We start from the raw sequence: 26049 nt of genomic DNA on the forward strand, positions 1-26049 counted from the left end.
TGTCACGGACGGAAGAGCACGTGCGGGTTGGCTGGTTTCGGCACTCTGTCAGCGCTTTCTCAACCGGTAAAGTCCCATTCCCGCCAACGATGCGAACATGACGCTCAGTTCTGTGCTGGACCGGTTTAGGGAGTGCGCATGCTGGAGGCCACACCGCTCGCCGACGGATGGACCCTGCGACACCCTGAGGACGCCGCGGACGCGCTCCCGGCCGCGATGCCGGGCTGTGTGCACACGGATCTGCTGGCGGCGGGGTTGATCCCGGATCCGTTCCTCGGCCAGAACGAGACCGAGGTGGCGTGGGTGGGGCGGCGGGAGTGGACGTACGAGCGGGAGCTGGGGCCCGCGTCCCGGCACGAGCAGACCGACCTCGTCTTCGAGGGGCTCGACACCGCCGCGGAGATCACGCTCGACGGCCAGCTCCTCGGGCGGGTGCGGAACATGCACCGCTCGTACCGCTTCGACGTGACCGGTCTCTCGGGGCGGCTGTCGGTGCGGTTCGTGTCCGCGTACGCCGAGGCCGAGGTGGTGCGCGGCAAGCTGGGCGAGCGGCCCGCCGCGTACGCCGAGCCGTACCAGTACATCCGCAAGATGGCCTGCTCCTTCGGCTGGGACTGGGGGCCGACTTTGGTGACGGCCGGGATGTGGCGGCCGGTACGGCTGGAGCAGTGGTCGACGGCCCGGATCGCGCGGGTGCGCCCGCTCGTCACCCTCGAACAGCGCACCGGTGTCGTGGAGTTGCACGTCGACGTCGAGCGGACCCGGGTCGAGGCGCCGCTCGCCGTCGAGGCGAACGTCGGCGGGGTGCGGGCGCGCGCGGAGATCGACGGGACGCGGGGGGTCGTACGGCTCCGGGTGCCGGACGCCGCGCTGTGGTGGCCGCAGGGGTACGGTGAACAGCCGCTGTACGACGTGGAGTTGACACTGCTGCACAGGGGCGGCGAGGCGCTGGACGGGTGGCGGCGGCGGATCGGCTTCCGCAGCGTCGAGCTGGACACGTCGGCCGACGCGCACGGCACCGGGTTCACCCTCGTCGTCAACGGCGAGCGGCTCTTCGCGCGGGGCGTCAACTGGATCCCGGACGACGTGTTCCCGTCCCGGATCACCCGCGAGCGGTACCGGGAGCGGCTCGCGCAGGCCGCCGGCGCGGGCGTGGACCTCGTACGGATCTGGGGCGGCGGGATCTACGAGAGCAAGGACTTCTACGACGCCTGCGACGAGCTGGGGCTGCTGGTGTGGCAGGACTTCCCGTTCGCGTGCGCGGCCTACCCGGAGGGGCAGCCGCTGCGGGGCGAGGTGGAGGCCGAGGCCCGGGAGAACGTCGTACGGCTGATGCCGCATCCGTCGCTGGTGCTGTGGAACGGCAACAACGAGAACCTGTGGGGCTTCCGCGACTGGGACTGGGAGCGGCGGCTGGCCGGGGACTCGTGGGGCGAGGGGTACTACCTGGGCGTCCTGCCGCGGGTGGTGGCCGAGTTGGATCCGACGCGGCCGTACACGGCGGGCAGTCCGTGGTCCGGGTCGTGGGCCCACCACCCGAACGACCCGGCGCACGGCACGCACCACTCCTGGGAGGTGTGGAACCGCGAGGACTACGCCGACTACCGGCTGAGCGTGCCGCGGTTCGTCGCCGAGTTCGGCTGGCAGGCGCCGCCCGCGTTCGCCACGCTGCGGCGCGCCCTGCCCGGCGAGGAGTTCGCGCCCGGCTCCCCCGGCATGATGCACCACCAGAAGGCGGACGACGGCAACGGCAAGCTCAGGCGGGGCTTGGAGCGGCACTTCGCCTTCCCCGAGGGGGACTTCGACCGCTGGCACTACCTCACGCAGGTCAACCAGGCGCGTGCCGTCGCCGCCGGGATCGAGCACTGGCGGTCGCACTGGCCGGTGTGCGCGGGCACCGTCGTCTGGCAGCTCAACGACTGCTGGCCGGTCACGAGCTGGGCCGCGATCGACGGGGACGGGCGCGAGAAGCCGCTGTACCACGAGCTGCGGCGGCTGTACGCCGACCGGCTGCTCAGCCTCCAGGTGCGGGACGGCAGGCTGGTGCTGGCCGCCGTGAACCAGTCGGCAGGCGAGTGGGGCGCCGCCCTGACCCTGCGCCGGATGTCCGTCGAGGGCGAGGTGCTCGGCGAGACGCGTACCGGTCTGTCCGTGGAGCGGCGGGCGGTGGGCGTGGTGCGCGTACCGGACGAGCTGGCGCCCGACGGGCCGAAGGAGTTCCTGGTCGCCGACGCGGACGGGCTGCGCGCGCTGCACTTCCCGGTGCCGGACCGGGATATCCCGTATCCCCGGCCGGAGTTCGACGTGGCGCCGGCGCCCGGCGGGATCACGGTGACCGCCCGCACTCTCGTACGGGACCTGCTGCTCCAGGCCGACCGGCTCGGTCCGGAGGCGCGGGCCGACCGGGGGCTGGCCACGCTGCTGCCCGGCGAACAGGTCACCATCGGGGTGCGCGGCTGGCAGACTCCGGATGCCCGGACAGCAAGATCAGCCCTGTACTGCATGGAGCCCCACCGATGACAGGACTCTCAGGTCCGCGCGTCACCATCAAGGACGTCGCCGCGCGCGCCGGCGTGTCCAAGGGTGCCGTGTCCCTCGCCTTCAACCACAAGCCGGGCCTGTCGGAGGCGACCCGGGACCGGATATTCCGGGCGGCGCGGGAGCTGGGCTGGGAGCCGAGCCTCACTGCCCGGACGCTTGCGGGGTCGCGCGTGGACGTGGTGGGGCTGGCGATCTGCCGGCCGGCGCGGATGCTCGGGCTCGAGCCCTGGTTCATGGAGTTCATCTCGGGCGTGGAGAGCGTCCTGACCGACCACTCCTGCTCGCTGCTGCTGCGGCTCGTACGGAATCTGGACGAGGAGATCGGGCTGCAGGAGTCGTGGTGGCGGGGGCGGCAGATCGGCGGCTCGATCCTCGTGGACTTCCGCGCGGACGACCCCCGCGTGGCCGCGGTCGAACGGCTCGGGATGCCGGTGGTCGCCGTCGGGCACCCCTCCCTGACCGGCGGCCTGACCTCCGTGTGGACCGACGACGCCACGGCCGTGACGGAGGCTGTGCGGTATCTGGCGGCGCTCGGGCACCGGCGGATCGCCCGGGTCGGCGGCGCGGCGGCGCTCGGCCACACGATCATGCGTGCGGCCGCCTTCGACGAGGCGGCGCGTACGCTCCGGCTCGGCGGGGCCCGGCAGGTCGCCACGGACTACTCCGGCGAGGCGGGCGCGCGGGCGACGCGGTCGCTGCTGACGGCCGCGCCGCCGGACCGGCCTACGGCGATCGTGTACGACAACGACATCATGGCGGTGGCCGGGCTGTCGGTGGCGGCGGAGATGGGGTTGCGGGTGCCGGAGGACGTGTCGCTGCTGGCCTGGGACGACTCGCAGCTGTGCCGGCTGACGCATCCGACGCTGTCGGCGATGAGCCATGACGTGCACGGGTTCGGGGCGGATGCGGCGCGTACGCTGTTCGGGGTGATCATGGAGGAAGGGGTGATGTCGCATCCGGTGCCTACGCCGGTACTGACGCCCAGAGGGTCTACGGCAGCGCCCCGCGGGTAGTCGGCCAGCGCTGCACTGGAGACTCACCCGCAGGTGTGACCTTCACCGCTCGGCCCACCAGGACTGGGCAGCTACGTTACTGATAAGTAGCATGGCGTCTTAAGCAAGCGCTCAGCATCCCGCATCTGGAGGAGAGCCATCGTGCCTCGTACCGTCAGGGACGTCGTCTTCGTCGACGGCGTCCGAACCCCGTTCGGCAAGGCGGGCCCGAAGGGCATCTACCACGAGACCCGCGCCGACGACCTTGTCGTGAAGGCGATCCGGGAGCTGCTGCGCCGCAACCCCGGTCTCGACCCGAAGACGATCGACGAGGTCGCCGTCGCCGCGACCACGCAGATCGGCGACCAGGGCCTGACCATCGGCCGGACGGCGGGCATCCTCGCCGGTCTCCCCCAGTCCGTCCCGGGTTACGCGATCGACCGCATGTGCGCGGGCGCCCTGACGGCCGTGACGACCGTGTCCGGCTCCATCGCCTTCGGCGCGTACGACGTCGCCGTCGCGGGCGGTGTCGAGCACATGGGCCGCCACCCGATGGGCGAGGGCGTCGACCCGAACCCGCGGTTCGTGTCCGAGAAGCTGGTCGACGAGTCCGCCCTGTTCATGGGCATGACCGCGGAGAACCTGCACGACCGCTACCCGCACATCACCAAGCAGCGCGCCGACGAGTACGCGGTGCGCTCGCAGGAGAAGGCCGCCAAGGCGTACGCCAACGGCAAGATCCAGGCCGACCTGGTGCCGATCTCCGTACGCCGCACCAATGAAGAGGCGGGCGAGACCGGCTGGGGCCTGGTCACCGCCGACGAGCCGATGCGCCCGGGGACGACCCTGGAGAACCTGGCGGGCCTGAAGACCCCGTTCCGCGTGCACGGCCGGGTCACAGCCGGCAACGCGGCCGGTCTGAACGACGGCGCCACCGCCTCGCTCATCGCGTCCGAGGACTTCGCCCGCGAGCACAACCTGCCGGTGAAGATGCGCCTGGTGGGCTACGCCTTCGCGGGCGTCGAGCCGGAGGTCATGGGCTACGGCCCGATTCCGGCCACGGAGAAGGCCCTCGCCAAGGCGGGGCTGAGCATCTCCGACATCGGTCTGTTCGAGATCAACGAGGCCTTCGCCGTCCAGGTGCTGGCCTTCCTGGACCACTACGGCATCGCCGACGACGACGAGCGCGTCAACCAGTACGGCGGCGCCATCGCCTTCGGCCACCCGCTGGCCTCCTCCGGCGTCCGCCTGATGACGCAGCTGGCCCGCCAGTTCGAGGAGCAGCCGCACGTCCGCTACGGCCTGACCACCATGTGCGTCGGCTTCGGCATGGGCGCGACGGTCATCTGGGAGAACCCGCACTTCGAGGGGGACAAGTGAGCACCACCGCCGAGCTTCTGAAGCAGGCCTCCGACCTGTTCCCGGACGAGGTCGTCACCCAGGCGCACGTACGCCACTTCGACCTGCCGCAGGGCGCGGGGCGCTTCGCCCTGATCACCCTGGACAACGGCCTGGACCACACCAAGCCGACCACCTTCGGCCCGGCCTCGCTCGCGAACCTGAACGCCGCGATCGACCAGGTCGAGAAGGAGGCCGCGGACGGCGACATCGCCGGCGTCGGCATCACCGGCAAGCCGTTCATCTTCGCGGTCGGCGCCGACCTCAAGGGCGTGGAGATCCTCAAGGAGTACGACCACGCGCTCGCCATCGGCAAGGGCGGCCACGAGGTCTTCAAGCGGCTGTCCAAGCTGGCGGTCCCGACCTTCGCGTACTACAACGGCGCCGCCATGGGCGGCGGCGTCGAGGTCGGCCTGCACTGCACCTACCGCACCGTCTCGAAGGCACTCCCGGCCTTCTCCCTGCCCGAGGTCTTCCTCGGCCTGGTCCCCGGCTGGGGCGGCTGCACGCTGCTGCCGAACCTGATCGGCGCCGACAAGGCCGTCTCGGTCGTCATCGAGAACAGCCTCAACCAGAACAAGCAGCTCAAGGGCAAGCAGGTCCACGAGCTCGGCATCGCCGACGCCATCTTCGAGGGCGCCGACTTCCTGGAACAGTCGCTGCTGTGGACCGCCCAGGTCCTCAAGGGCGACATCGAGGTGCAGCGCCCGGTGATCGCCCGCGACGAGACCTGGGACCAGGCCGTCGAGCGCGGCCGCGCCTTCGCCGACTCCAAAGTGCACGGCGCCGCCCCGGCCGCCTACCGCGCCCTGGACATCATCGCCGCCGCCAGGAACGGCGACCTCCAGCAGGGCTACGACGCCGAGGACAAGGCGCTCGCCGACCTGATCATGGGCGGGGAACTGCGCGCCGGCATCTACGCGTTCAACCTGGTGCAGAAGCGCGGCAAGCGTCCCGCGGGCGCCCCGGACAAGAACCTGGCGCGTCCGGTCACCAAGGTCGGTGTCGTCGGCGCCGGTCTGATGGCCAGCCAGCTCGCCCTGCTGTTCCTGCGCCGCCTCGAGGTGCCGGTCGTGCTGACCGACATCGACCAGGAGCGCATCGACAAGGGTGTGTCGTACGTCCACGAGGAGATCGACAAGCTCCTCCTCAAGGGCCGCGTCAACCAGGACAAGGCCAACCGTCTCAAGGCGCTGGTGACCGGTGTCCTGGACAAGGCCGAGGGCTTCTCGGACGCGGACTTCGTCATCGAGGCCGTGTTCGAGGAGATGGGCGTCAAGCAGCAGGTGTTCGCGGAGGTCGAGGCGGTCGCGCCCGCGCACGCGATCCTCGCCACCAACACCTCCTCGCTGTCCGTGACGGAGATGGGCTCGAAGCTGAAGCACCCCGAGCGGGTCGTCGGCTTCCACTTCTTCAACCCGGTGGCCGTGCTGCCGCTGCTGGAGATCGTCCGCGGCGAGCAGACCGACGACGCCTCCCTGGCCACGGCGTTCGCCGTCGCCAAGAAGCTGAAGAAGACCGCGGTCCTGGTCAAGGACGCCCCGGCGTTCGTCGTGAACCGCATCCTGACCCGCTTCATGGGCGAGATCCAGAACGTCATCGACGAGGGCACCCCCGTCGACGTGGCGGAGCGGGCGGTGGAGCCTCTCGGCCTGCCGATGTCCCCGCTCGTCCTGCTGGAGCTGGTCGGCCCTGCGATCGGCCTGCACGTCTCCGAGACCCTCAACAAGTCGTTCCCGGACCGTTTCAAGGTCTCCCCGAACCTGAAGGCGGTCGTGGACGCGGGCAAGCGCGGCTTCTATGTCTACGACAGCGGGAAGCCGGAGCTGGACCCGGAGGTCGCCGCGCTGCTCAAGCAGGGCGACAGCGTGCTGACCGAGGAGCAGGTGCGCTCCCGCGTCCTGGACGCTGTCGCACAGGAGATCGAGCTCATGCTCGACGAGGGCGTGGTCGCCGAGGCCCAGGACATCGACCTGTGCCTGATCACGGGCGCCGGCTGGCCCTTCCACCTGGGCGGCATCACGCCGTACCTGGACCGTGAGGGCGTCTCCGAGCGTGTGAACGGGAAGCGGTTCCTGGCCCCGGGCGTGGCGAGCGTCCCGGCGTAACGTCCGTACCCCGGGCAGGGGGTGGGGTGCATGGTAACGATCCATGTGCCCCACCCCCTTTTGTCACACCTGAAACGATAGGATCTCCACACGATCTGACCACTCATTCACACAGTTGTTTCCTTCTGAGGAGTCTCCGTGGCGTCCACCCGTCGCCGCCCACCCCGACGGCGGGTCTGGCCCAAGATCAGACTGCTGCTCTTCGTGGCCGTCATCGCCGCCGGCGCCACGGCGCTCTATCCCGTGTGGAAGGCGGCGAACCCGGATCCGCCCGACCTCGTCGTCCGGTACCGGACCAGCACTCCGGCCGCGGCCGCGGCGGCCAAGCCGTCGCTCGAAGTCTTCAACGAGACGAAGAAGCCGCTGTCGCTGAGCGACGTGGCCCTCAGGTACTACTTCACCGCGAACGACGCCACGGGCCCCACTGGCGCCTCCGGGTATGCCTTCAACTGCGTCAACGCCGCCGTCGGCTGCTCGCACATCGCCGGCCGCGTCGTCGAGCTGGACAAGCCCACCGACACCGCCGACCGCTACCTGGAGATCCGCTTCACCGAGGACGCGGGCACCCTCAAGCCGGGCGCCAACAGCAAGGGCATCGACCTCCAGCTGTACCGCACCGACCACAAGGAGCTGAAGCAGTCCGACGACCGTTCCTTTGACGCGGAGATGACCAGCTACCAGGAGGCAAAGCAGATCACCGCCTACAAGGGCGGCGCTCTAGCCTGGGGCGAGGAGCCGGACGGCACCGAGCCGGGCGACGACAAGAAGGCGTCGGCGAAGGCCGCGGCGCCCGAGCCGGTGCCGGCCGCCCCGGAGGGGGTGCTGTTCGACGACTTCGACTACGTCGACGCCAAGGACCCCGCGCTGTTCAAGCACGGCTGGCTGGTCCGCACCAGCAAGGGCGGCCCCGGCATCGACAGCACCTGGTCGGCCGAGGGTGTCACCTTCCCCACCGCCGAGGGCGCCGGAGACGACGGGCAGGTGCTCCAGCTGCGCGCCAGCACCGACGGCACGAAGGCGGGCACCACGCAGGCGAGCCTCGGCACCGCAAAGAGCAAGTTCCGCTCCGGGACGTACGCCGCCCGCATCCACTTCAGCGACGAACCGACGACCGGTGAGAACGGCGACCACGTCAACCAGACGTTCTACACCATCGGCGGCAGCGGAAAGACGTACAGCGAACTCGACAACGAGTACCTGCCGAACGGCGGCTGGGGCAGGCTTGGCCCCAAACTCGACACCGTCAGCTGGTACGACCACAAGGCGAACGACCGCGTCTACACCACCACGAACAAGAGCCTGGACGGCTGGCACACCGTGGTGGTCACCGTCGAGGACGGTGCGGTCACCTATCGCGTGGACGGCAAGAAGCTGTTCTCCAGCCGCGGCAAGTACGCCCCGCGCGCGGACATGTCGGTGAACTTCAACCACTGGTTCATCGACCTGCCGTCTCTGGGCGAACGCGCCTGGGACATGAAGGTCGACTGGCTGTACTACAACGCGAACGACGCGTTGCCGGCGAAGGAAGTCCAGGCCGAAGTCGAGGGCTTCGCCGGCCACGGCATGAACTTTTTCGACACGGTTCAGGAGTCACGGTGAGGAAAAGGCGGTCCAGTGCACCCGGTCACGCGGCTGCGGGGGGTGACGGGGACAAACCAGTGGTGAGCCGCCGCTCGGCGCTGCTCATGGGCGGCACGGGCGGGGTCGCGCTGGCGGGCGGCGGTGCCTGGCTCGGCAACGTGGCGGCCCAGCCCGCGGCGGCCCCGGCGGTCGAAGCGGCCATCGGCGGCCTCGCCACTCCCCCGGCCTACGCCCCGTCGGGGCGCCGCCCCAGGTACCGCCGGGCCACCTGGTCCCAGCAGTTACAGGCCGGCCACGGCTGGACCCCCGGCGGCGCCGGCACGGCGTCGGCCGAGGCGAACGACAGGACCGTCTTCGCGCGCGGCACGCAGGCGGTGCGGGTGACCACCAACGCCACCGGCAAGCAGTCGTACGTCCGCAGGACGGGCATGGGCGCGCTGAACCTGAAGAGCAAGATGATCAGACTCGTCCTCCGGGTCGACGACGTGGCCAACCTGTCCAAGCTCGTCTTCTACCTGGGCAGCGGCTCGCTCGCGAACCACTTCGCCTGGACGTTCCACGTCCACTCCGCCACGGGTGCCAACTACGTCCAGTCCGGGGAGTGGGTGACGGTCCACCTCCAGTGGGCGGATGTCACCAGCGCGGCCGGCACGTACAAGATCGGGGCCGACGGGAAGCCGTCCACGAAGACCGGGTTCACCGACATGTCGTTCGCGGTGTACGACAACGCGGGCGGGCCGGTGACGTACCGGCTCCAGGCCGTGGAGCTGATACCGGACACCGCTTCGGTCTTCCCCAAGGGCCTCGTCTCCATCACCTTCGATGACTCGCACAAGTCGGTCCACGACCTGGCCCGCCCGGTGATGGACGCCTACGGCTTCCCCGGCACGGTCTACAACATCGCCGACGTCGTCGGCACCGGAAGCTTCCTGACGATCAATCAGATGCGGTCGATGCAGAACTTCTCCGGCTGGGAGATGGCCGGGCACTCGTACGCGAACGCCACGCACACCGCCAGCTACCCCAAGCTCACCGCGGAGCAGGCCGACGACGACTTCCGCAAGCTGCGCGAGTGGCTGGTGTCCAACGGCTTCACCAGCGAGCACTTCGCCTATCCGCACGGCGCGTTCCAGAAGACGACGGACGGTGTCCCGGTCGACCTGATCGCCGGCCGGCACTTCGCCACGGCCCGGTCGATCGTCTCCGAGACGATCGAGTCGTTCGCCCCGGCGATGCCGTACCGGCTGAAGGCGCTGACCGGCATCAACGACGGTACGGGGATCGGCGGTACGGCGCTGTCGAAGGTGACCGGCCCGGGCGGGCGGCTCGACCGGTGCGTGGACAGCGGTGACTGGCTGATCCTGTGTCTGCACAAGGTCGTCGAGAGCGCCCCGAAGACCAGCACGGAGATCGCCACGGCGGGGCTGACCGCGCTGATGAAGGCGATCGACGAGCGGGACATCCCGGTGCTGACGGTCGAGGAGGCGATGGCCCACTACACGTGAGGCCACGTAACGAGAACACACGCAACGAGAACAGGGGCGGCCCGGCGGGCCGCCCCTGTCCGCTCACCGTGCTGCGGCCTACCAGCCGCCCTGCCCGTTGTTCCCCTGCTGCCAGGACGGGTCCGGGTAGCCGCCCTGCTGGTGCTGCGGGTCGTACGGGTACGGCTGCTGCTGGTAGGGGTCGGCGTGGCCGCCCTGCCACTGCGGCCGGCCGACCGGTGCCGGAGTTCCCCAACTGACGTTCTGCTGCGGCATGTTCGGATGCTGCTGCGGGTCGTAGCCGGGCAGCGGCTGCGGCTGGGTGGGGATGGCACCGGCCAGGCGGGGCCGGGTGCGCAGGGCCACGCCTTCGAGGCGCATCAGCTGGAGCGTCTCGGTGACCTTCTTGTCGGAGTACGGGTCCTCCTCCTCGAAGATCTCCGTCACGTCGGACTCGTGGTCGCCGGCCACGGACACCTCGACGCCGCCCTGGCGGGTTCCCCAGCTGCCCTTGTGCAGGGTGAACAGGGCGTAGAAACGCAGGGGAGTCAGCAGGGTCAGCTGGATCACGCCGTAGACCGGTGCGAGCAGGAACATGCCGAACCGCTTGATGAAGCCCATGCCCCGGCGCGGGAAGTCGAGGTACCGCACGTTGCGCAGGTACCCCATGAGGACCATGAAGACCAGGTAGTCGCCGATGTGGTTGACGAACTGCTCCGGCTTGAGGATGGGCAGGATGACCATCGAGTAGAACATCGCCGAGCCGAACACCAGCCACAGCGCCAGTTCCATGCAGGTCAGCCAGAAGGCGGGCCGGTACTTCTTCTGGTGCCGGAACGCCCACAGGGACTCGCGGAAGAACGACTTGTTCCAGCGGACCTGCTGGCGCAGGAAGTGCGGCAGCTTCTCGGGGACGGCCGTGTAGCCGACGGCGGTCTCCTGAAAGACGACCTGGCCCTCCATCAGGCAGTAGTTGGTCATGCGGCGGTCGTCGCCGAAGACGGCCGGTTTGCCGAGGAACTGCTGGCCCAGGAAGTCCGGCAGGTACTTGCGCACCAGCGTGCCGCGGTATGCCGACAGCGCTCCGCAGCAGCACAGCACCGACTTCAGCCGCGAGTAGGCGGCCCGCTCGAACAGGAACGAGTTGCCGTAGCGCAGGTCCTGGAGGCGGGTGAAGATGTTGCTGTCGTGGTTGAGGGCCAGCACCATGCCGGTGGACGCCATGATGCGCTCGTCGGCCAGCGGCAGCAGCAACTCGCGGACGGTGTCCCGGGACAGGACCGTGTCCGAGTCGACGCAGAGGAAGATGTCGGAGTACGGCGCGGCCTCGAAGCCCAGCGCCAGCGCCTCGCGCTTGCCCTTGTTCTCCGGCTGCACACTGACCGTGTACTTGACGCCCTTGGCCTCGAACTCGCGGCGCATCTTCTTGGCCGCCCTGATGCCGGAGTCGTCGGCGCTGGCGTCGTCGATGATGTGGATCTCGTTGGGCAGCCGGCTCTGCGCGAGCAGGCTGCGCATGCCCTGCTCGAACATCACCGGGTCCTCGTTGTAGATCGGGATGACCGCGGTGACCCAGGCGTCCTCCAGATACTCCAGCTCCTCCCGCCCGGCCTTGGCCGGACGGTAGAACAGGGCGCCGAACATCTTCAGGGCCAGCAGGCCCATGGCGCCCATCGAGTACAGGTGCAGGGAGCCGGCGTCGAGCCGTGTGGCGATCAGCGCGGCGAGGCCGAGGAAGACGAGGTACGAGACCTTCAGATGCCGGCGCTTGCGGTGCGCCCGGCGTCCGCCGGAGTCGACGGCCCCGGGTATGTAGGTATCGTCGGTCGTCACAGCTTGACCACCCGTGGGTGATCGGCGGACTTGCCGCGGGTGTCGAACAGCGCCCGGGCGCGGTCGGCGAGCAGCCCCAGGTCGATCTCCCGGTGCGGCTGGAGCAGGATCGTCAGGTCCGCTTCCGCGGCGGCGGCCAGGTAGTCGGCGGCGCGCTCGACCGGCGTACCGGCGACGGTCCAGTCGTCGACGCGCGGGTCGAAGTAGACGAGTTCGGCGCCGCGGGCGCGCAGGTTCTCCGCCACGGCGAGGGCCGGGCTCTCGCGCTGGTCGGAGATGTCGGGCTTGTAGGTCACGCCGAGCAGCAGCACACGCGAGCCGCGTACGGCCTTGCCCTCGTCGTTGAGCAGGTCGGCCGCGCGGTTGACCACGTGCACGGGCATGCGCTGGTTGATCTCCTGCGCGAGCTCCACGAACCGGAACGGGATGCCGAGCGAACGCACCTTGTACGACAGGTAGTTGGGGTCGATCGGGATGCAGTGCCCGCCGACGCCCGGGCCGGGATAGAAGGGCGCGAAGCCGAACGGCTTGGTGGAGGCACAGCGGATCGCGTCCCACAGGTCGACGCCGATCTCGCGGCAGAACATCGACATCTCGTTCACGAGGGCGATGTTGACGTGCCGGTAGGTGTTCTCCAGCAGCTTGGCCATCTCGGCCTCGCGGGTGCCCTTGGCCTCCACGACGCGCGTGACGAACCGCTCGTACAGAGCGCGGGCGGCCTTGGTGCAGTCGGCGGTGACGCCGCCGACGACCTTGGGCGTGTTCTCCAGACCGAAGGAGGCGTTGCCCGGGTCGATGCGCTCCGGGGAGAAGGCCAGGTGGAAGTCCCGGCCGACACGCAGACCGCCGGCCTCCAGGCGGGGGCGGACGACCTCGTCGGTGGTGCCGGGGTACGTCGTGGACTCCAGCACGACGAGCGTGCCCGGCCCGAGGTGGGCGGCGATGTCCCCGACGGCGGCGTGCACCGCGCCGAGGTCCGGGGAGCCGTGCTCGGTGAGCGGGGTCGGCACGCAGATGACGATCGCGGCGGTGTCCGCGATGGCCTCGGGCCGGACCGTGGCCTCGAAGCCCTGGCCGAGCATCGCGGCGACCTCGGCGTCCGAGATGTCGTCGACATGGGAGCGGCCGGTGTTCAGGCCGTCCACGACGGTACGGCTGCGGTCGAGACCGACCACCTTGAGACCGGCCGCCGCGGCGGAGCGAGCCAGCGGCAGCCCCACGTAACCGAGTCCGACAACGACAAGATCCACCGTGGAGGATCTACTCACGACATCATTCCCAACCCCGTTGCCACGGCCCCGGCCAGACGCAGGCTGCCGTCGGCCCCCCAAGGCAAATTCGAACAAGTCCGTGGAGGCTAACAAGACCTTCACCTTTTAACCACGGCCGCTCACGGTGCGCCTTGTCACGCACACACCCGTACAACCCTCGGCACATCCTGCGTGTCTCACGTCACCCCTGTCTCTGACGGATGCACCGATCGAGAAGCGAAGCGACATGAGCCACCCCGCATCCCCGCCGGCGAGCAGGACGGCAACCTCAAGGAGGACCCGGTCTCCCTGGACGAGCCGCTCGGCGGGAAGCTGAAGCTCGACGCCGGGACGCACCGGCTGGACGGTGAAGGGGCGCTGAAGTTCGTCCGGACCCGCCACGGGTGGTGGCGGCCGAGCCTCACGCGAGCCGGTTGTGGGAGGCGATCCGTGCGGACGGGGAGATACCGGAGTCGGTGCCGAAGTCGCTGGCGCGGGGCGGGAGTTCGTCGGTGCGGGGCGGGGAGTTCGGCGGTGCGCTGATGGGTGCGCTCCGATGGCGGGTGTCTCAGACTTCGCGCCAGGCCTGGAGGGCGAGGCCCGGTTCGTCCTTGCGGCGGGTGAACAGGAGGCGGCCGGTTCCCGGGGAGCGGGTGGCGGCCACGACCTCGTCGTGTTCGTCCAGGGCCAGGGAGATCTCGGCGTCCGCGGGGAGCTGGGGGCCCGACTCGGTCCACCAGGCGCCGGCCGGCTCCTGCTCGGTGGGGTAGGCGGCGAAGGCGACCCGGCCGCTCGCCGAGCGCTGGGCGAGCACCGTGCAGTCGTGGCCCTCGATGTCACAGCGCACGGCGGAGACCGGGCCGGGCCCGGCGCAGGCGAGCAGCGGCACGGGCTTGTCGCCGGGCCGCCAGGCGCACAGGTCGCCGGAGTCGTCGGTGAAGAACAAGGTCGTGTGCGCGGCGGAGGTGGCCAGTGCGCGCAGGGTGCCTGGGTGGGCCGACACCTCGATCTCCTCCTCCAGCACCGGGACGTGGCCCGGGCCCTCCTGGCGCCAGTGCAGGACGACGCCCGGCGCGGCCGCGTACAGCTCGACCAGGCCGGACTCGCCGGTCACCGCCGCGAGTTCGTCGTGCACGTCGGTGCCCTTGAGGTCCCGCCACGGGCCCCAGCCGCCCTTCTCCTTCTGGCCGAGCATGCTCACGCCGCCGGCCTGGTTGCGGACGAAGACGTGCGCACGGCCCTGGGCGTCGACCGTGACGGCCGGCATGCCGGTGCGGTCGCCCTTCTTGTCGGGGTGGCCGATCGGGATCCAGTCCAGGGGGGCCAGCAGGGGGCGGTAATGGGTGGAGTGCACCAGGCCCGACTGGCCGGGCACGGTGGGACGCCAGGCGACGAGGTGGGCGTAGCGGTCGGTGCCCTGGCCCACGGCGAGGCCGGGGTGCAGTTTCTGGGTGCCGCCGACTTTGCGAGGGGCGTCCCAGGCGCCGGCTGGGGTGCGTTCCGCGCGGCACAGGACGGCGTCGCCGGACGGCAGGTAGACGGTAAGGCGGCCGTCGCGGCCGCGGAGAAGCCAGTCGCCGTTCACCGGTTCACTTTATTCGGGCGGTGGTGTGAAGTGGGCCCCGGCCCCACCGTCGGCGCGTGGTTCACGGTCGTACGGTCTTCGGGCCCGTCACGTCCGCGCCGAGGTCCTCGACCCTGCGCCGTAGCTCGCGGTCCGCCGTGACAACCAGGACGGCTCTGTGCTGTGTCCTTGCGACCAGTTCGACCATGTGGTCGTCGCCGCCGGCCGGGGCGGGGTCCACGTGTACGCCTGGCGTGGACTCCACGGTGCGGGCTGCGCCTTCTACGACGAGCACGATCTCGAGGGGGCCGGTGTGGCCGGGCAGGCCGTGTGTCGCGAGGTGGTCGCGGAGTCGTTCGGTTGCGCCCTTGCGGTCACGCCACCAGCCGTCCGGGACCGAGCCGACGACGTTGGCGGCGTCGACGATCAGGAGGAGGGGGGCGTTGTCCGTCATACGGTCAGGGTCGCACGGTGGCCCAGGACGTGGCTGCCGGTTGCGCGTCGGCGCCGGGTGCGGTCTGTCGTGTGTAGAGCACCGCTCCCGCCACCTGCCCCGTCTCCTCGTAGCCCGTCGCCTTCAGGAGGCGTCGCAGGGCGGGCAGGCGGTGCACTCCGTACGGCTCTCCCCGGGAGTCGTCGACCACGAGCGCCGGCGGGTGGTCCGTCAGCTCCTGCCGGAATGCCGGCCAGGCTCCCTCGACCGCGTGCTTCTCGCCGACCTGGGGCCCGTCTCTGCCACCGCTGTAGTTGGTGAGGAAGCCGGCCGTGAGGAAGCGGGTGGCCGGGGGGCGGCCTGCGAGCCAGTACGTTTCCGGGTGTATGCCCCAGATGAGGATGGGGTCGTGGGGCGCGGTGCGGTGGGCCACGGCGGCGGCCAGGCGGTGGGTGTGGTCCAGGTCGGGGCGGGGGGCGAGCAGGCCCCAGGTCAGGAACAGGGCGCAGCAGCAGGCGGAGGTGAGGAGGGCGGTCCGGCGGCTGGTGCGGCATGCCGAGTGGAGCGCTGCCGTCGTCAGGACGGCCAGGGGCGGGAGGAGTTGCAGGTAGTAGTGGCCGAAGAAGTGGAAGCCCGCCGTGACCGCTCCGGCCGACGAGGCCAGCCACAGCCAGAGGTCCGGCATCCCGGTGCGCGGGGCGCGCGACAGTCGTAGCAGGGCAGGAATGAGACCCGCGCACGCCACCGCGAGGATCCCGGTGTTGGCCAACGCCCGGGCGAGTACGTGCAGTTCCGAACCGGTGACCGTGGCGTACGTCCCGGATCCCGTCACCGTCCAGAAGAGGAAGCCCGCCGGATCGGTCACCCATGCCGCGGCCAGGACCGGCAGCACGGCTCCCACCCCCAGCCGCAGCAGCCCGCCGCCCCGGTGGGCCGCGTACAGCCACAGCACCGGCACCAGCACCGCCCCGCCGGTCTGCTTGGCCAGAAAGGCGCAACCGACCGCCGCTCCGGCAGCGCCCCACCGGCGTCGGTCCGCGCACCACATCGCGGCCGCCGTGCCGGGCAGTATGAACGCCTCGAAGGCGGCGGCCTGGGCGTCCTCGGGGTTGAGCCCGACGGAGATCAGCAGGTAGAGCACGCCGGCCGTGCGGCCCGCGCCGTCGCCCCAGCGGCGGCGGGCGAGGGAGGCCAGCAGGACAGCGGTCACCAGGTGGGCGAGGATCGCGAGCAGGCGTACCGAGGTCAGCGAGTCCGAGCCCGCCACCGTGAACGCCGCCTGGTACAGCCACGGCACGAGCGGGGGCTTGCGGTCGACGACCGTCTCGTACAGCTCGCCGCCCTGCGCCAGTATCCGGGCCTGGACGGCGAGATAGCCCTCGTCCGGGTTCCACAGGGGGCGGGTGAAGGAGGGGATCCGGGTGACGCAGGCCAGCGCGGCCAGGAGGGGGAGCAGGCGTCTCCAGTACCCCGTACGCGGGTTGACTACGGATCGTGGCGGGGTGCGGAGCTCGGCGAGCATGGAGGGACGCTATCCGGCCCCGCAGTCCCGGCGAAGCGGGGCATACGGGACCGGACGGATCCAGCGGTGTGACTACTCGGCGTTGCCGGGCTTCTGGTGGAACACCTCGCCGCCCCCGGTCTCCTCGTCGCGGCGAGCCCGCGATGATCACGACGAGGACGACGGTCACCTTGATGGCCACCACGAGGGAGGTGATCCGCGCGGACAGCTTCGTGCCGAGGACGAGGATGGCGGTGAGCACCGGCACCAGCCCGGCGGCGAGGATGTCGAAGCCGAAGCCCTCGGCGCCTTCCCGTCCACCGGGCCCGCCTCGGGCATCTGCCAGCCCGCGTTGTCCATCAGAGGGGCGTAGTGCGTATGCCCCGGCGCGGGTGGGTTCACGCGAATGGTCCGGTTGCACCGCTCTTCACAGGGGTGCGACCGGCCCATCCGGAGCATCAGTCGCGGGCGCGCTCCACCGAGTCGACCGCGTCGGCCGTGGTCCGCGCGGTGGGGGTCCCCCCGCTCGAGCGAAGCCGGGCGTGGGGGAGGCCGTCGATCCGGGCGACCAGGCCGGTGACCTGGCGGGCGATGTCCGGCGCGGTGAGGCCGATCTCGGCCAGGACCTGGGCGCGGGAGGCGTGGTCGAGGAAGCGCGGCGGAATGCCGAAGTCGCGCAGCGGTACGTCGACGCCCGCGTCCCGCAGGGCCTGCGCGATGGCCGAGCCGACGCCGCCGGCACGGGAGTTGTCTTCGACGGTGGCGACCACGCGGTGCCGCTCGGCGAGCGGGGCCAGGGCCTCGTCGACGGGCTTGACCCAGCGCGGGTCGACGACGGTGGTGGAGATGCCCTGCTTGTCGAGCAGCGCGGCGACCTCCAGGCACATCGGCGCCAGCGCGCCGACGGAGACCAGCAGGACATCCGGGGTGTCGGTGCCGGGCTCGCGCAGCACGTCCATGCCGCCGACGCGGCCCACGGCGGGTACGGCGGGGCCGACGACGCCCTTGGAGTAGCGCAGCACGGTCGGCGCGTCGTCGACGTCGACGGCCTCGCGCAGTTGGGCGCGCAGTTGCTCGGCGTCGCGCGGGGCGGCGATCCTCAGGCCCGGCACGACCTGGAGCATCGACATGTCCCACATGCCGTTGTGCGAGGCACCGTCGTCGCCGGTGACGCCGGCCCGGTCGAGCACGAACGTCACCCCGCACTTGTGCAGGGCCACGTCCATGAGCACCTGGTCGAAGGCGCGGTTGAGGAACGTGGCGTACACGGCGAACACGGGGTGCACCCCGCCGGTGGCGAGGCCGGCCGCGGAGACGGCGGCGTGCTGCTCGGCGATGCCGACGTCGTAGATCCGGTCCGGGAAAGCGTCCGCGAACTTCTTCAGCCCGACCGGCTGGAGCATGGCGGCCGTGATGGCCACGATGTCCTTGCGCTCCTGCCCCAGCTTGACCATCTCGTCGCCGAACACGGAGGTCCAGCTGGCGGCGGCGGCCTTGATGGGCAGGCCGGTGTCGGGGTGGATGGGGCCGATGCCGTGGAAGCGGTCGGCCTCGTCCTGCTCGGCGGGCTCGTAGCCGCGGCCCTTCTCGGTAAGGCAGTGCACGATGACCGGCCCGCCGAACCGCTTGGCCCGCGCCAGCGCCGACTCCAGCGCCTCCATGTCGTGCCCGTCGATCGGCCCGACGTACTTCAGGCCCAGGTCCTCGAACATGCCCTGCGGGGCGATGAAGTCCTTCAGCCCCTTCTTGGCCCCGTGCAGGGTGTCGAACAGCGGCTTCCCGACGACCGGGGTGCGCTCCAGCACCTCCTTGGTCCGGGCGAGGAACCGCTCGTACCCGTCCGTCGTCCGCAGCGTCGCCAGGTGGTTGGCGAGGCCGCCGATGGTCGGGGCGTACGACCGCTCGTTGTCGTTGACGACGATGACCAGCGGCCGGTCCTTGGCGTCGGCGATGTTGTTCAGCGCCTCCCAGGCCATACCACCCGTCAGCGCCCCGTCGCCGATCACGGCAACGACATGGCTGTCCCGTTTCAGCAGCTGGTTGGCTTTCGCCAGACCGTCGGCCCACCCGAGCACGGTCGAGGCGTGGCTGTTCTCGATGACGTCGTGCTCGGACTCGGCCCGCGAGGGGTACCCGGACAGGCCCCCCTTGCCGCGCAGCTTCGAGAAGTCCTGCCGACCGGTGAGGAGCTTGTGCACATAGGCCTGGTGACCGGTGTCGAAGAGAACCCTGTCCGTGGGCGAGTCGAAGACCCGGTGCAGGGCGATGGTGAGCTCCACCACACCGAGGTTGGGGCCGAGGTGGCCGCCTGTCTTGGAGACCGCGTCGACGAGGAAGGTCCGGATCTCCTCGGCCAGCTGGTCCAGCTCCTCCAGGCTGAGCCGGTCCAGATCACGCGGTCCCCTGATACGGGTCAGCAGCGGCACCCGTGCCTCCTTGCAGTAGAGCTGTTGCCGGGCCCGTCGAGTCTAACGACAAGACCACGCCCGGCACGTTTTCAGTGCCGGGCATGGTGACCCACCTGAAGGGGCGCGGGTTGTGTTCGATATGCGGCTCCGCCGCGTGGGCGCGCCCAACCACGCACAACCCGCAGCCGACCACAGATGATTGTCAACGGCGCTCAGGCGCGACCCGCCGTCTTCTGCGTCTTACGAGTGACGGCGTCGATAACGACCGTGGCCAACAGCACACCACCAGTGATCATGTACTGCACCGGCGAAGCGATCCCCTCCAACGCCAGCCCGTACTGAATCGACACGATCACCAGCACACCGAGCAGCGCGTTCCACGTCCGCCCCCGCCCACCGAACAGCGACGTCCCGCCGATCACCGCAGCCGCGATCGCGTTCATCAGCAGATCACCCCCGCCGGCGCCCTGATTCGCCGACGCGATCTTGGAGGCGATGAACAGACCCCCGACCGCCGCGAACGTCCCGGAGATCGCGAACACCGAGATCCGCACCAGCACCACATTGATACCGGCTCGCCGCGAGGCCTCCACGCTGCCACCGAGCGCGAACACCTTCCGCCCGTACGCCGTCCGGCGCAGCACGAAGTCCGTGAGCAGCAGCACCGCAATGAAGATCACCACGGCCAGCGGCAGCCCCTTGTACTCGTTGAAGACGATGGCGACGGAAAACATCACGACGGCCAGGAACACCGTGCGCACGATGGTCTCGCTCAGCGGCCGCGACGGCACCCCCGCCGCCTCACGCCGCCGGTTGCCCAGGAACGAGCTGAGGAAGTACCCGCCGGTCACCACGATCGCCAGTCCGTACGCGGCGGCGATGTCGGTGAAGTAGTAGCTGGTCAGCTGCGCGACGACCCCGTCCGGATCGAGGTTGATCGTGCCGTTGCTGCCCAGGATCTGCAGCATGAAGCCGTTCCAGAACAGCAGCCCCGCCAGGGTGACGGCGAACGCCGGGACACCGATCTGCGCGAAGAAGAACCCGTGCAGCGCACCGGCGACCGTGCCGGTGAGGATGGCCAGCACGAACGCCAGCCACTCGTTCATCCCGTTGGTGACGTTCAGCACCGCGAACGTCGCGCCCGCGACACCGCTCACCGAGCCGACCGACAGGTCGATCTCGCCGAGCAGCAGCACGAAGACGATACCGACGGCGATCATGCCCGTGCCGACCATAGCGACGGACATGTCGGTCAGGTTGCCCGCGGTGAGGAAGTTGGAGTTCAGGCTCTGGAAAATCAGCCAGATGATCACCAGCCCGAGGACGACCGGGATGGACCCCAGGTCACCGGCCTTCATCTTGCGCTTGAACTCGGCGAGGTAGCCCGCGAGGCCCTGTTCGCGCACCAGCACCCGGGGGTCGACGACGGTCACCGCCGCCGACGCCGCCTCGGGGTTCTCCACGACGTGGTCCTCGGGGGTCCCCGAGGGCGCTGAGGTCTTGTCGATGCTCACTTCTGGATCTCCCCGTTGGTGCGTGCCGCACGACGGGTCACGGCGTTGTCCGTGGCGCCCGTGATGGCGGAGATGACCTCTTCCTGCGAGGTCGACTTGACCTCGAAGACGCCGTTGTTGCGCCCCAGGCGCAGCACGGCGACCTTGTCCGCGACAGCCTTCACGTCAGCCATGTTGTGGCTGATCAGAATCACGGCATGACCGCGTTCGCGCAGCCGCTCGACGAGGTCGAGGACCTGCGCGGTCTGCTCGACGCCGAGCGCGGCGGTGGGCTCGTCGAGGATCACCAGCTTGGGCTCGCCGAGCATGGACCGGGCGATGGCCACGGTCTGCCGCTGGCCGCCGGAGAGCGAGGCGATCGGGATACGGACGCTGGGGATGCGGATCGCCAGGGTGTCGAGCAGCTCGCGGGAGCGGCGCTCCATCTCCACCTCGTCCAGGACGCCGCGCTTGCGGATCTCCCGGCCCAGGTAGAGGTTGCCGACGACATCGATGTTGTCGCACAGCGCGAGGTCCTGGTACACCGTCGCGATGCCCAGGTCCTGGGCGTCGTGCGGCTTGTTGATCTGGACGGACCTGCCGTCCCACTCGATGACGCCCTCATCGATGGGGTGCACGCCGGCGATCGTCTTGACCAGCGTGGACTTTCCGGCTCCGTTGTCGCCGACCAGGGCGAGAACTTCACCGGCGTGGACCTCAAGCTCTACGTCGGTGAGCGCCTGGACGGCACCGAACCGCTTGGAGACCCCGCGCAACGCCAGCACGGGCGTAGCGGACACGTGAACCATCTCCTTCGCCGCCTGACCCGGCGGAAGGGTGTACAGAAAGCTGGTGGCAGTCGGTCCCGTACGGGAACCCGTGGATTCCCGTACGGCTCAAGGGACTTGAGGACTGCTCATCGACCGCCGAGGTACTCGGGACCGCGCCTACTTGAGGCCGATCTTGTCGCAGGCCGCCTTGTACTTGCCGGTGCAGATCTCGGCCACCGTGTAGATGCCGTCCTTGATGACGGTGTCCTTGATGTTGTCCTTGGTCATCGAGTAGACGGGGACGAGGACCGAGGGCACGCCCTTGGTGGTGGGGCTGTCGACCTTGTCCTTGGCGATGGAGTCGAGCGACTTGCCCTGGGCGAGGGCGACCGCCATCTCGGCGGCGACGTCGGCCTCCCGCGGGTACGGCTTGTAGACGCTCATGTACTGCTCGCCCGCCACGATGCGCTGCACACCGGCGAGTTCGGCGTCCTGGCCGGTGACGGGGATGTTGCCGATGCCGGCCGCCTTCAGGGCGGTGATGATGCCGCCCGCCATGCCGTCGTTGGCGGAGTAGACGCCGATGATCTTGTCCTTGCCGAGGGCGGAGATGGCGCCTTCCATGTTGGAGTTGGCGTTCTCCGGCTTCCACTCCTTGGTGTCGTACTCGCGGCCGATGTTCACCTTGCCGTCGAGGACGGAGTGGGCGCCCTTCTTGAACTGCGCGGCGTTCGGGTCGGTGGCCGAGCCGTTCATCATGACGATCTGGCCGTCCTTGGCCTTGGATCCCAGGGCCTTCAGCAGGGCCTCGCCCTGGGTCTTGCCGACGGTCACGTTGTCGAACGAGGTGTAGGCGTCGATCGGCCCCTCGGCCAGACGGTCGTAGGCGATGACGGGGATGCCCGCGTCCTTGGCCTTCTTCGCCGAACCGGCGATGGCCTTGGAGTCCACCGCGTCCACGATCAGCACGTCGACCTTGTTGGTCACCATCGTGTCGACCTGCTGGTTCTGGAGGCTGGCGTCCTGCTTGGCGTTGGCGTAGACGACCTGGCCCTTGTTGTTCGTGAGCTCCTTGACCTTCTTCTCGATCAAGGGCTTGTCGAACTTCTCGTACCGCGCGGTCTGGTTCTCCGGCAGGAGCAGACCGACCTTGATGTTGTCGCCCTTCGCCGCGGAACCGGTGGAGCCGCTGTCGCCGCCGGCCTGCTCGGCGCTGCCGCAGGCGGCGAGCGAAACAGCCATCGCACCGGCGGCGACGGCTACGGCGGCACGACGCATACGCGTGTTCACTTCAGATACCTCCCTGACGTGGCCGCGTCGTCGCGGCCGAGGTGGCTGGAAGTCAACTCGGCCACACGTGCGACGTCAAGAAGTAAATACTTAACGAGATGGCAACGGTGCCATCCGTTCTCTAGGTGAAGGCAGGCGTGGCCGCGGCCAGCGTGCCGGCCGAGGATCCGTCCAGCAGCGTGGAGTCACCCATCTCGCTGAGGGCGAGGGCGAGCGCTCCGAGCACCTCCGCACGGCCACCAAGTGCCCCGGGGAGTACGGACAGTTGGCGCGCCGCACTGGGGATGGCGTAGCGGCCGACGGACTCCCGGATCGGCCCGAGCACCAGCTCACCGGCCTCGGCGAGATCACCACCCAGGACCACCCGGCTCGGGTTCAGCAGGTTGCACAGATTGGCGACTCCACTGCCGATGTGGCGGCCGACGTCGGCGATCACCCGCCGGCAACCCGGGTCTCCGTCCCGCGCCAGCCGTACGACGCCTTCCATGGTCAGGTCGGTGCCGTGGCTGGACTGGAGCAGCGGAAGCACATAGCGGGCGGCCGCGAAGGTCTCCAGGCAGCCCCGGTTTCCGCAGCGGCAGACGGGGCCGGATTCGTCGAGTGTAATGTGCCCGATTTCTCCGGCTGTGCCGCCGGGCCCCCGGTAGATCCTGCCGTTGATCACCAGGCCGGCGCCGACACCGCTGGCGACCTTGATGTACGCCAGGTCGCGCACGCCCCGGCCGCTGCCCCAGACCATCTCGCCGAGGGCGCCGAGGTTGGCGTCGTTGTCCACGTGCACGGTCACGCCGAGCCGCTCGCGCAGCTCCTCGGCGGGCTTGGTGCCGGTCCAGCCGGGCAGGATGGCGGTCGAGCCGAGCGTGCCGGACTCCACGTCGATCGGGCCGGGGACACCCAGGCCCACCCCGGCGATCTTGGCCCGGTCCACGCTGGTCGCCTCGATCAGCCGGATGACCAGCTGTTCCGCCCGGTCGAAGCCCTGGGTGGAGGAGGCGTCGACGTCGAGCGGCTCGGACTCCTCGGCCAGCACCTGGTGGGCGAGGTTGCCGATCGCGACCCGCAGGTGGGTGTGGCCGAAGTCCACTCCTATGACGATGCCGGCGTCCCCGCTGAGCGAGACCGCGCGGGCCCGGCGCCCGCCCGCCGAGGTGGGCGTGACCTCGACGGTGCCGCCGTCCTTGAGCTCCCGGACGATGTTGGAGACCGTGGCCGCGGACAGGCCCGTGGTCCGCGCGATCTCGGCCTGGGTGAGGGATCCGGCCAGCCGCACGGCTCGTACGACCCGCTCCAGGTTGGCTCGGTGCAGCGACGACTGCGACCCCGGAGTCTCCACGACGACCTCCCGCGCGCGGGACCGCCTCGATGGGCCCCGTCCGTTTCCAACTAGTGAACTCCAAGCTGAGCTGTTCGGGTCGCCTCCCGTCAAGAGGTTGAACCGCATCCGCGCCCCTGGGCAGGGGTGAGCACGCCGTGCCCCGCGCCGGGAACGGCGTGTTTTCGTGCGGTTCCGCAGGGTTACCGCACCGATTACTTCAGCGCTTTACTTCAGCGCGCCCGCGGTCAGTCCCTGCACCACCTGCCGCTGGAAGACGATGTACGCGGCGAGCACCGGCAGCATCGCCATCACCAGGCCGGCAAACAGTCCCGACCAGTCTCCCTTGTATCCCTGGCTGACCGCGAGCTGGACCAGACCCTGGGTGAGGACGCGCTTGTCCGGGTCGGTGTTGAGCACCGTGGGCAGCATGTACTGGTTCCACTGGCCGAGGAAGTTGAAGATGCCCACGCTGACCAGGCCGGGCTTGGCCATCGGCAGCATGATCTGGAAGAACGTCCGGCTGTGCGAGGCGCCGTCGACGAACGCCGCCTCCGCCACCGATGTCGGCAGGGTCCGGAAGAACGCGGTCAGGAAGAACACCGTGAACGGCAGCGAGTAGGCGATGTACACCAGGATCAGGCCGTGGATGGTGTTCAGCAGCCCCATGTTGTTGACGACGTAGAACAGCGGGACCAGCGCGAGCATGATCGGGAAGCTCATGCCGCCGATGAACAGGTAGTAGATGAACCGGTTGCCGGGGAAGTCGAAGCGGGCCAGCACGTACGCCGCCATCGAGCCGAGCACCAGCGTGCCGACGAGCGAACCCCCCACCACCAGCACGGTGTTGAGGAAGTAGTCGCTCATGTTGGCCTCGGTCCAGGCCCGCGACCAGTTGCTGAAGTGCAGCGTGTCCGGCAGCGACCAGGGCGAGGAGAAGATGGAGCGGTCGTCCTTGAAGGACGTCATGACCGCCCAGACCAGCGGCATGACGACCATGATCGCCCAGATGACCAGGATCCCGTGCGAGAAGACGTTGAGGACGCCTCCCTCCTTCTTCTCCCGCGGACCGTCGTGCGGGGCGCCGCTCTTGCGGACGGTGACCCCGGACTCGGCCGGGACGGGGGCGGGGGTCTCGGTCGTCTTCATCAGTACTCCAGCCGCTCGCGCCGGCCCAGTCGCATCACGAGGGCGGCGAAGGCCAGCGTGACGACGAGCAGGGCGACGCCGATGGTGGTGGCGTAGGCGGCCTGCCCGTCGCGGAACGCCTTCTGGTACACGTACAGGACCAGGACGGTGGTCGAGTAGTCGGGACCGCCGGGCCCGGTCGTCATGATCTGCACGACCGCGAACGACTCGGCCCCGAGGGCGAGGATGCCCATGTAGACCCAGCCGGACTGCACGGTGTCCCACAGCAGCGGCAGGGTGATCCGGAAGAACGTGGCGGCGCGGCCCGCGCCGTCCAGCAGGGCGGCCTCGTACAGGTCCACCGGGATGGAGGCCATGCCGGCGGAGAAGAGCACCACGAAGAAGCCGACCGTGGACCAGACGAGCACCGCCATCACGGCCCACAGGGCGAGGGACGGGTCGCCCAGCCACAGCGGCTGGATGCTGTCGAGCCCGATCGCCCGCAGGATCGAGTTGATCGCGCCGCTGTCCGGGTTGTAGGCGAAGGCGAACAGCAGGGCGACGATCGCGATCGACAGCACCTGCGGGAAGAAATAGACGATCTTGTAGAAGGAGGAGCCCCGGACACCGGAGATGACCGGGCCGCCCCTCCTTCGGCGTCCGCCCACATTGATCATGAAGGCGAGGAACAGCGCCAGACTGATCGTCACCAGCGGCAGCACGATCGCGAACAACAAGCTGTGCCGCAAGGACTTCCAGAAGATCTCGTCGTCCAGCATCCTCCGGTAGTTGTCCAGGCCAACCATCTTGAAGTCGGGGCTCAGGCCGGTCCAGTCCGTGAACGAGTAGTAGATGGACTGGATGAACGGCCAGACCACAAAGAGCGCGTACAGTCCCAGGGGCAGCGCGAGGAAGCCCACGATGAACCGGTACTTGCCGTGCTGCATCGCTCCACCGGTGCCT

General features: G+C 69.7%; 18 protein-coding genes and 1 pseudogene. 6 read left to right on the forward strand and 13 right to left on the reverse strand.

The features are described 5' to 3' along the window. The first annotated feature begins 138 nt into the window (after positions 1-138). The 6 genes from H8R17_RS20200 to H8R17_RS20225 all read left to right on the forward strand — a co-directional run bounded on the left by H8R17_RS20200 (position 139) and on the right by H8R17_RS20225 (position 10125). On the forward strand, positions 139-2520 hold the full coding sequence (locus tag H8R17_RS20200; protein WP_187824612.1) for a glycoside hydrolase family 2 protein: 2382 nt from the start codon (positions 139-141) through the stop codon (positions 2518-2520). Further along, entirely contained in the window at positions 2517-3554 is a 1038-nt protein-coding gene (locus tag H8R17_RS20205; RefSeq protein ID WP_187824613.1) for a LacI family DNA-binding transcriptional regulator, read from the forward strand. Before H8R17_RS20200 ends, H8R17_RS20205 begins: the two co-directional genes overlap by 4 nt. A gap of 141 nt (positions 3555-3695) precedes the next feature. Further along, a complete protein-coding gene (locus tag H8R17_RS20210) occupies positions 3696-4913 on the forward strand; it encodes an acetyl-CoA C-acyltransferase (protein WP_187824614.1) in 1218 nt (405 codons plus the stop codon). Further along, positions 4910-7039, forward strand: coding sequence for a 3-hydroxyacyl-CoA dehydrogenase NAD-binding domain-containing protein (locus H8R17_RS20215; protein ID WP_187824615.1), 2130 nt, complete (start codon positions 4910-4912; stop codon positions 7037-7039). Before H8R17_RS20210 ends, H8R17_RS20215 begins: the two co-directional genes overlap by 4 nt. 138 nt (positions 7040-7177) lie before the next feature. After that, positions 7178-8638: a cellulose binding domain-containing protein gene (locus H8R17_RS20220; RefSeq protein WP_187824616.1), complete on the forward strand. Its 1461-nt coding sequence runs from the start codon at positions 7178-7180 to the stop codon at positions 8636-8638. A gap of 62 nt (positions 8639-8700) precedes the next feature. Beyond that, positions 8701-10125: a polysaccharide deacetylase family protein gene (locus H8R17_RS20225; protein WP_316959464.1), complete on the forward strand. Its 1425-nt coding sequence runs from the start codon at positions 8701-8703 to the stop codon at positions 10123-10125. Between the two features lie 78 nt (positions 10126-10203). Here the strand turns inward: H8R17_RS20225 and H8R17_RS20230 are convergent, their stop codons facing one another. The 13 genes and pseudogenes from H8R17_RS20230 to H8R17_RS20290 all read right to left on the reverse strand — a co-directional run bounded on the left by H8R17_RS20230 (position 10204) and on the right by H8R17_RS20290 (position 26033). Continuing rightward, a complete protein-coding gene (locus H8R17_RS20230) occupies positions 10204-11937 on the reverse strand; it encodes a glycosyltransferase (RefSeq protein WP_187824618.1) in 1734 nt (577 codons plus the stop codon). Continuing rightward, positions 11934-13205 (reverse strand): nucleotide sugar dehydrogenase, encoded by a 1272-nt coding sequence (locus H8R17_RS20235; protein WP_187824619.1) that lies wholly within the window; start codon positions 13203-13205, stop codon positions 11934-11936. The genes H8R17_RS20230 and H8R17_RS20235 overlap by 4 nt, the downstream gene beginning before the upstream one ends. A gap of 550 nt (positions 13206-13755) precedes the next feature. Continuing rightward, a complete protein-coding gene (locus tag H8R17_RS20240; protein ID WP_187824620.1) occupies positions 13756-14772 on the reverse strand; it encodes a hypothetical protein in 1017 nt (338 codons plus the stop codon). A gap of 61 nt (positions 14773-14833) precedes the next feature. Further along, positions 14834-15205, reverse strand: a complete 372-nt coding sequence (locus H8R17_RS20245) for an NTP pyrophosphohydrolase (protein ID WP_187824621.1) — start codon at positions 15203-15205, stop codon at positions 14834-14836. A gap of 4 nt (positions 15206-15209) precedes the next feature. Continuing rightward, positions 15210-16706: a glycosyltransferase family 39 protein gene (locus tag H8R17_RS20250; protein ID WP_187824622.1), complete on the reverse strand. Its 1497-nt coding sequence runs from the start codon at positions 16704-16706 to the stop codon at positions 15210-15212. Positions 16707-16839: 133 nt separating this feature from the next. Then, a pseudogene (locus tag H8R17_RS47040) lies at positions 16840-17048 on the reverse strand (amino acid permease); the annotation flags it as partial. Positions 17049-17143: 95 nt separating this feature from the next. Further along, positions 17144-19111, reverse strand: coding sequence for a 1-deoxy-D-xylulose-5-phosphate synthase (dxs, locus tag H8R17_RS20260; protein WP_187824624.1), 1968 nt, complete (start codon positions 19109-19111; stop codon positions 17144-17146). A 194-nt stretch (positions 19112-19305) separates the two neighbouring features. Then, positions 19306-20607 carry a sugar ABC transporter permease gene (locus tag H8R17_RS20265; protein WP_187824625.1) on the reverse strand — a complete coding sequence of 434 codons (1302 nt, stop codon included), beginning with the start codon at positions 20605-20607 and terminating at the stop codon, positions 19306-19308. After that, positions 20604-21395, reverse strand: coding sequence for an ATP-binding cassette domain-containing protein (locus H8R17_RS20270; protein WP_187824626.1), 792 nt, complete (start codon positions 21393-21395; stop codon positions 20604-20606). The genes H8R17_RS20265 and H8R17_RS20270 overlap by 4 nt, the downstream gene beginning before the upstream one ends. A 138-nt stretch (positions 21396-21533) precedes the next feature. Next, on the reverse strand, positions 21534-22634 hold the full coding sequence (locus H8R17_RS20275) for a sugar ABC transporter substrate-binding protein (protein WP_187824638.1): 1101 nt from the start codon (positions 22632-22634) through the stop codon (positions 21534-21536). Between the two features lie 133 nt (positions 22635-22767). Continuing rightward, the gene (locus tag H8R17_RS20280) at positions 22768-23979 is read right to left on the reverse strand and encodes an ROK family protein (RefSeq protein WP_187824627.1); all 1212 of its coding nucleotides are present in this window, start codon (positions 23977-23979) and stop codon (positions 22768-22770) included. Between the two features lie 207 nt (positions 23980-24186). After that, positions 24187-25107, reverse strand: coding sequence for a carbohydrate ABC transporter permease (locus H8R17_RS20285; protein WP_187824628.1), 921 nt, complete (start codon positions 25105-25107; stop codon positions 24187-24189). Continuing rightward, positions 25107-26033: a carbohydrate ABC transporter permease gene (locus H8R17_RS20290; RefSeq protein ID WP_187824629.1), complete on the reverse strand. Its 927-nt coding sequence runs from the start codon at positions 26031-26033 to the stop codon at positions 25107-25109. Before H8R17_RS20290 ends, H8R17_RS20285 begins: the two co-directional genes overlap by 1 nt. Between the last annotated feature and the right edge of the window lie 16 nt (positions 26034-26049).

This window comes from Streptomyces sp. TRM68367 (assembly GCF_014495685.1).
In the GTDB taxonomy this organism is placed as follows: Bacteria; Actinomycetota; Actinomycetes; order Streptomycetales; family Streptomycetaceae; genus Streptomyces.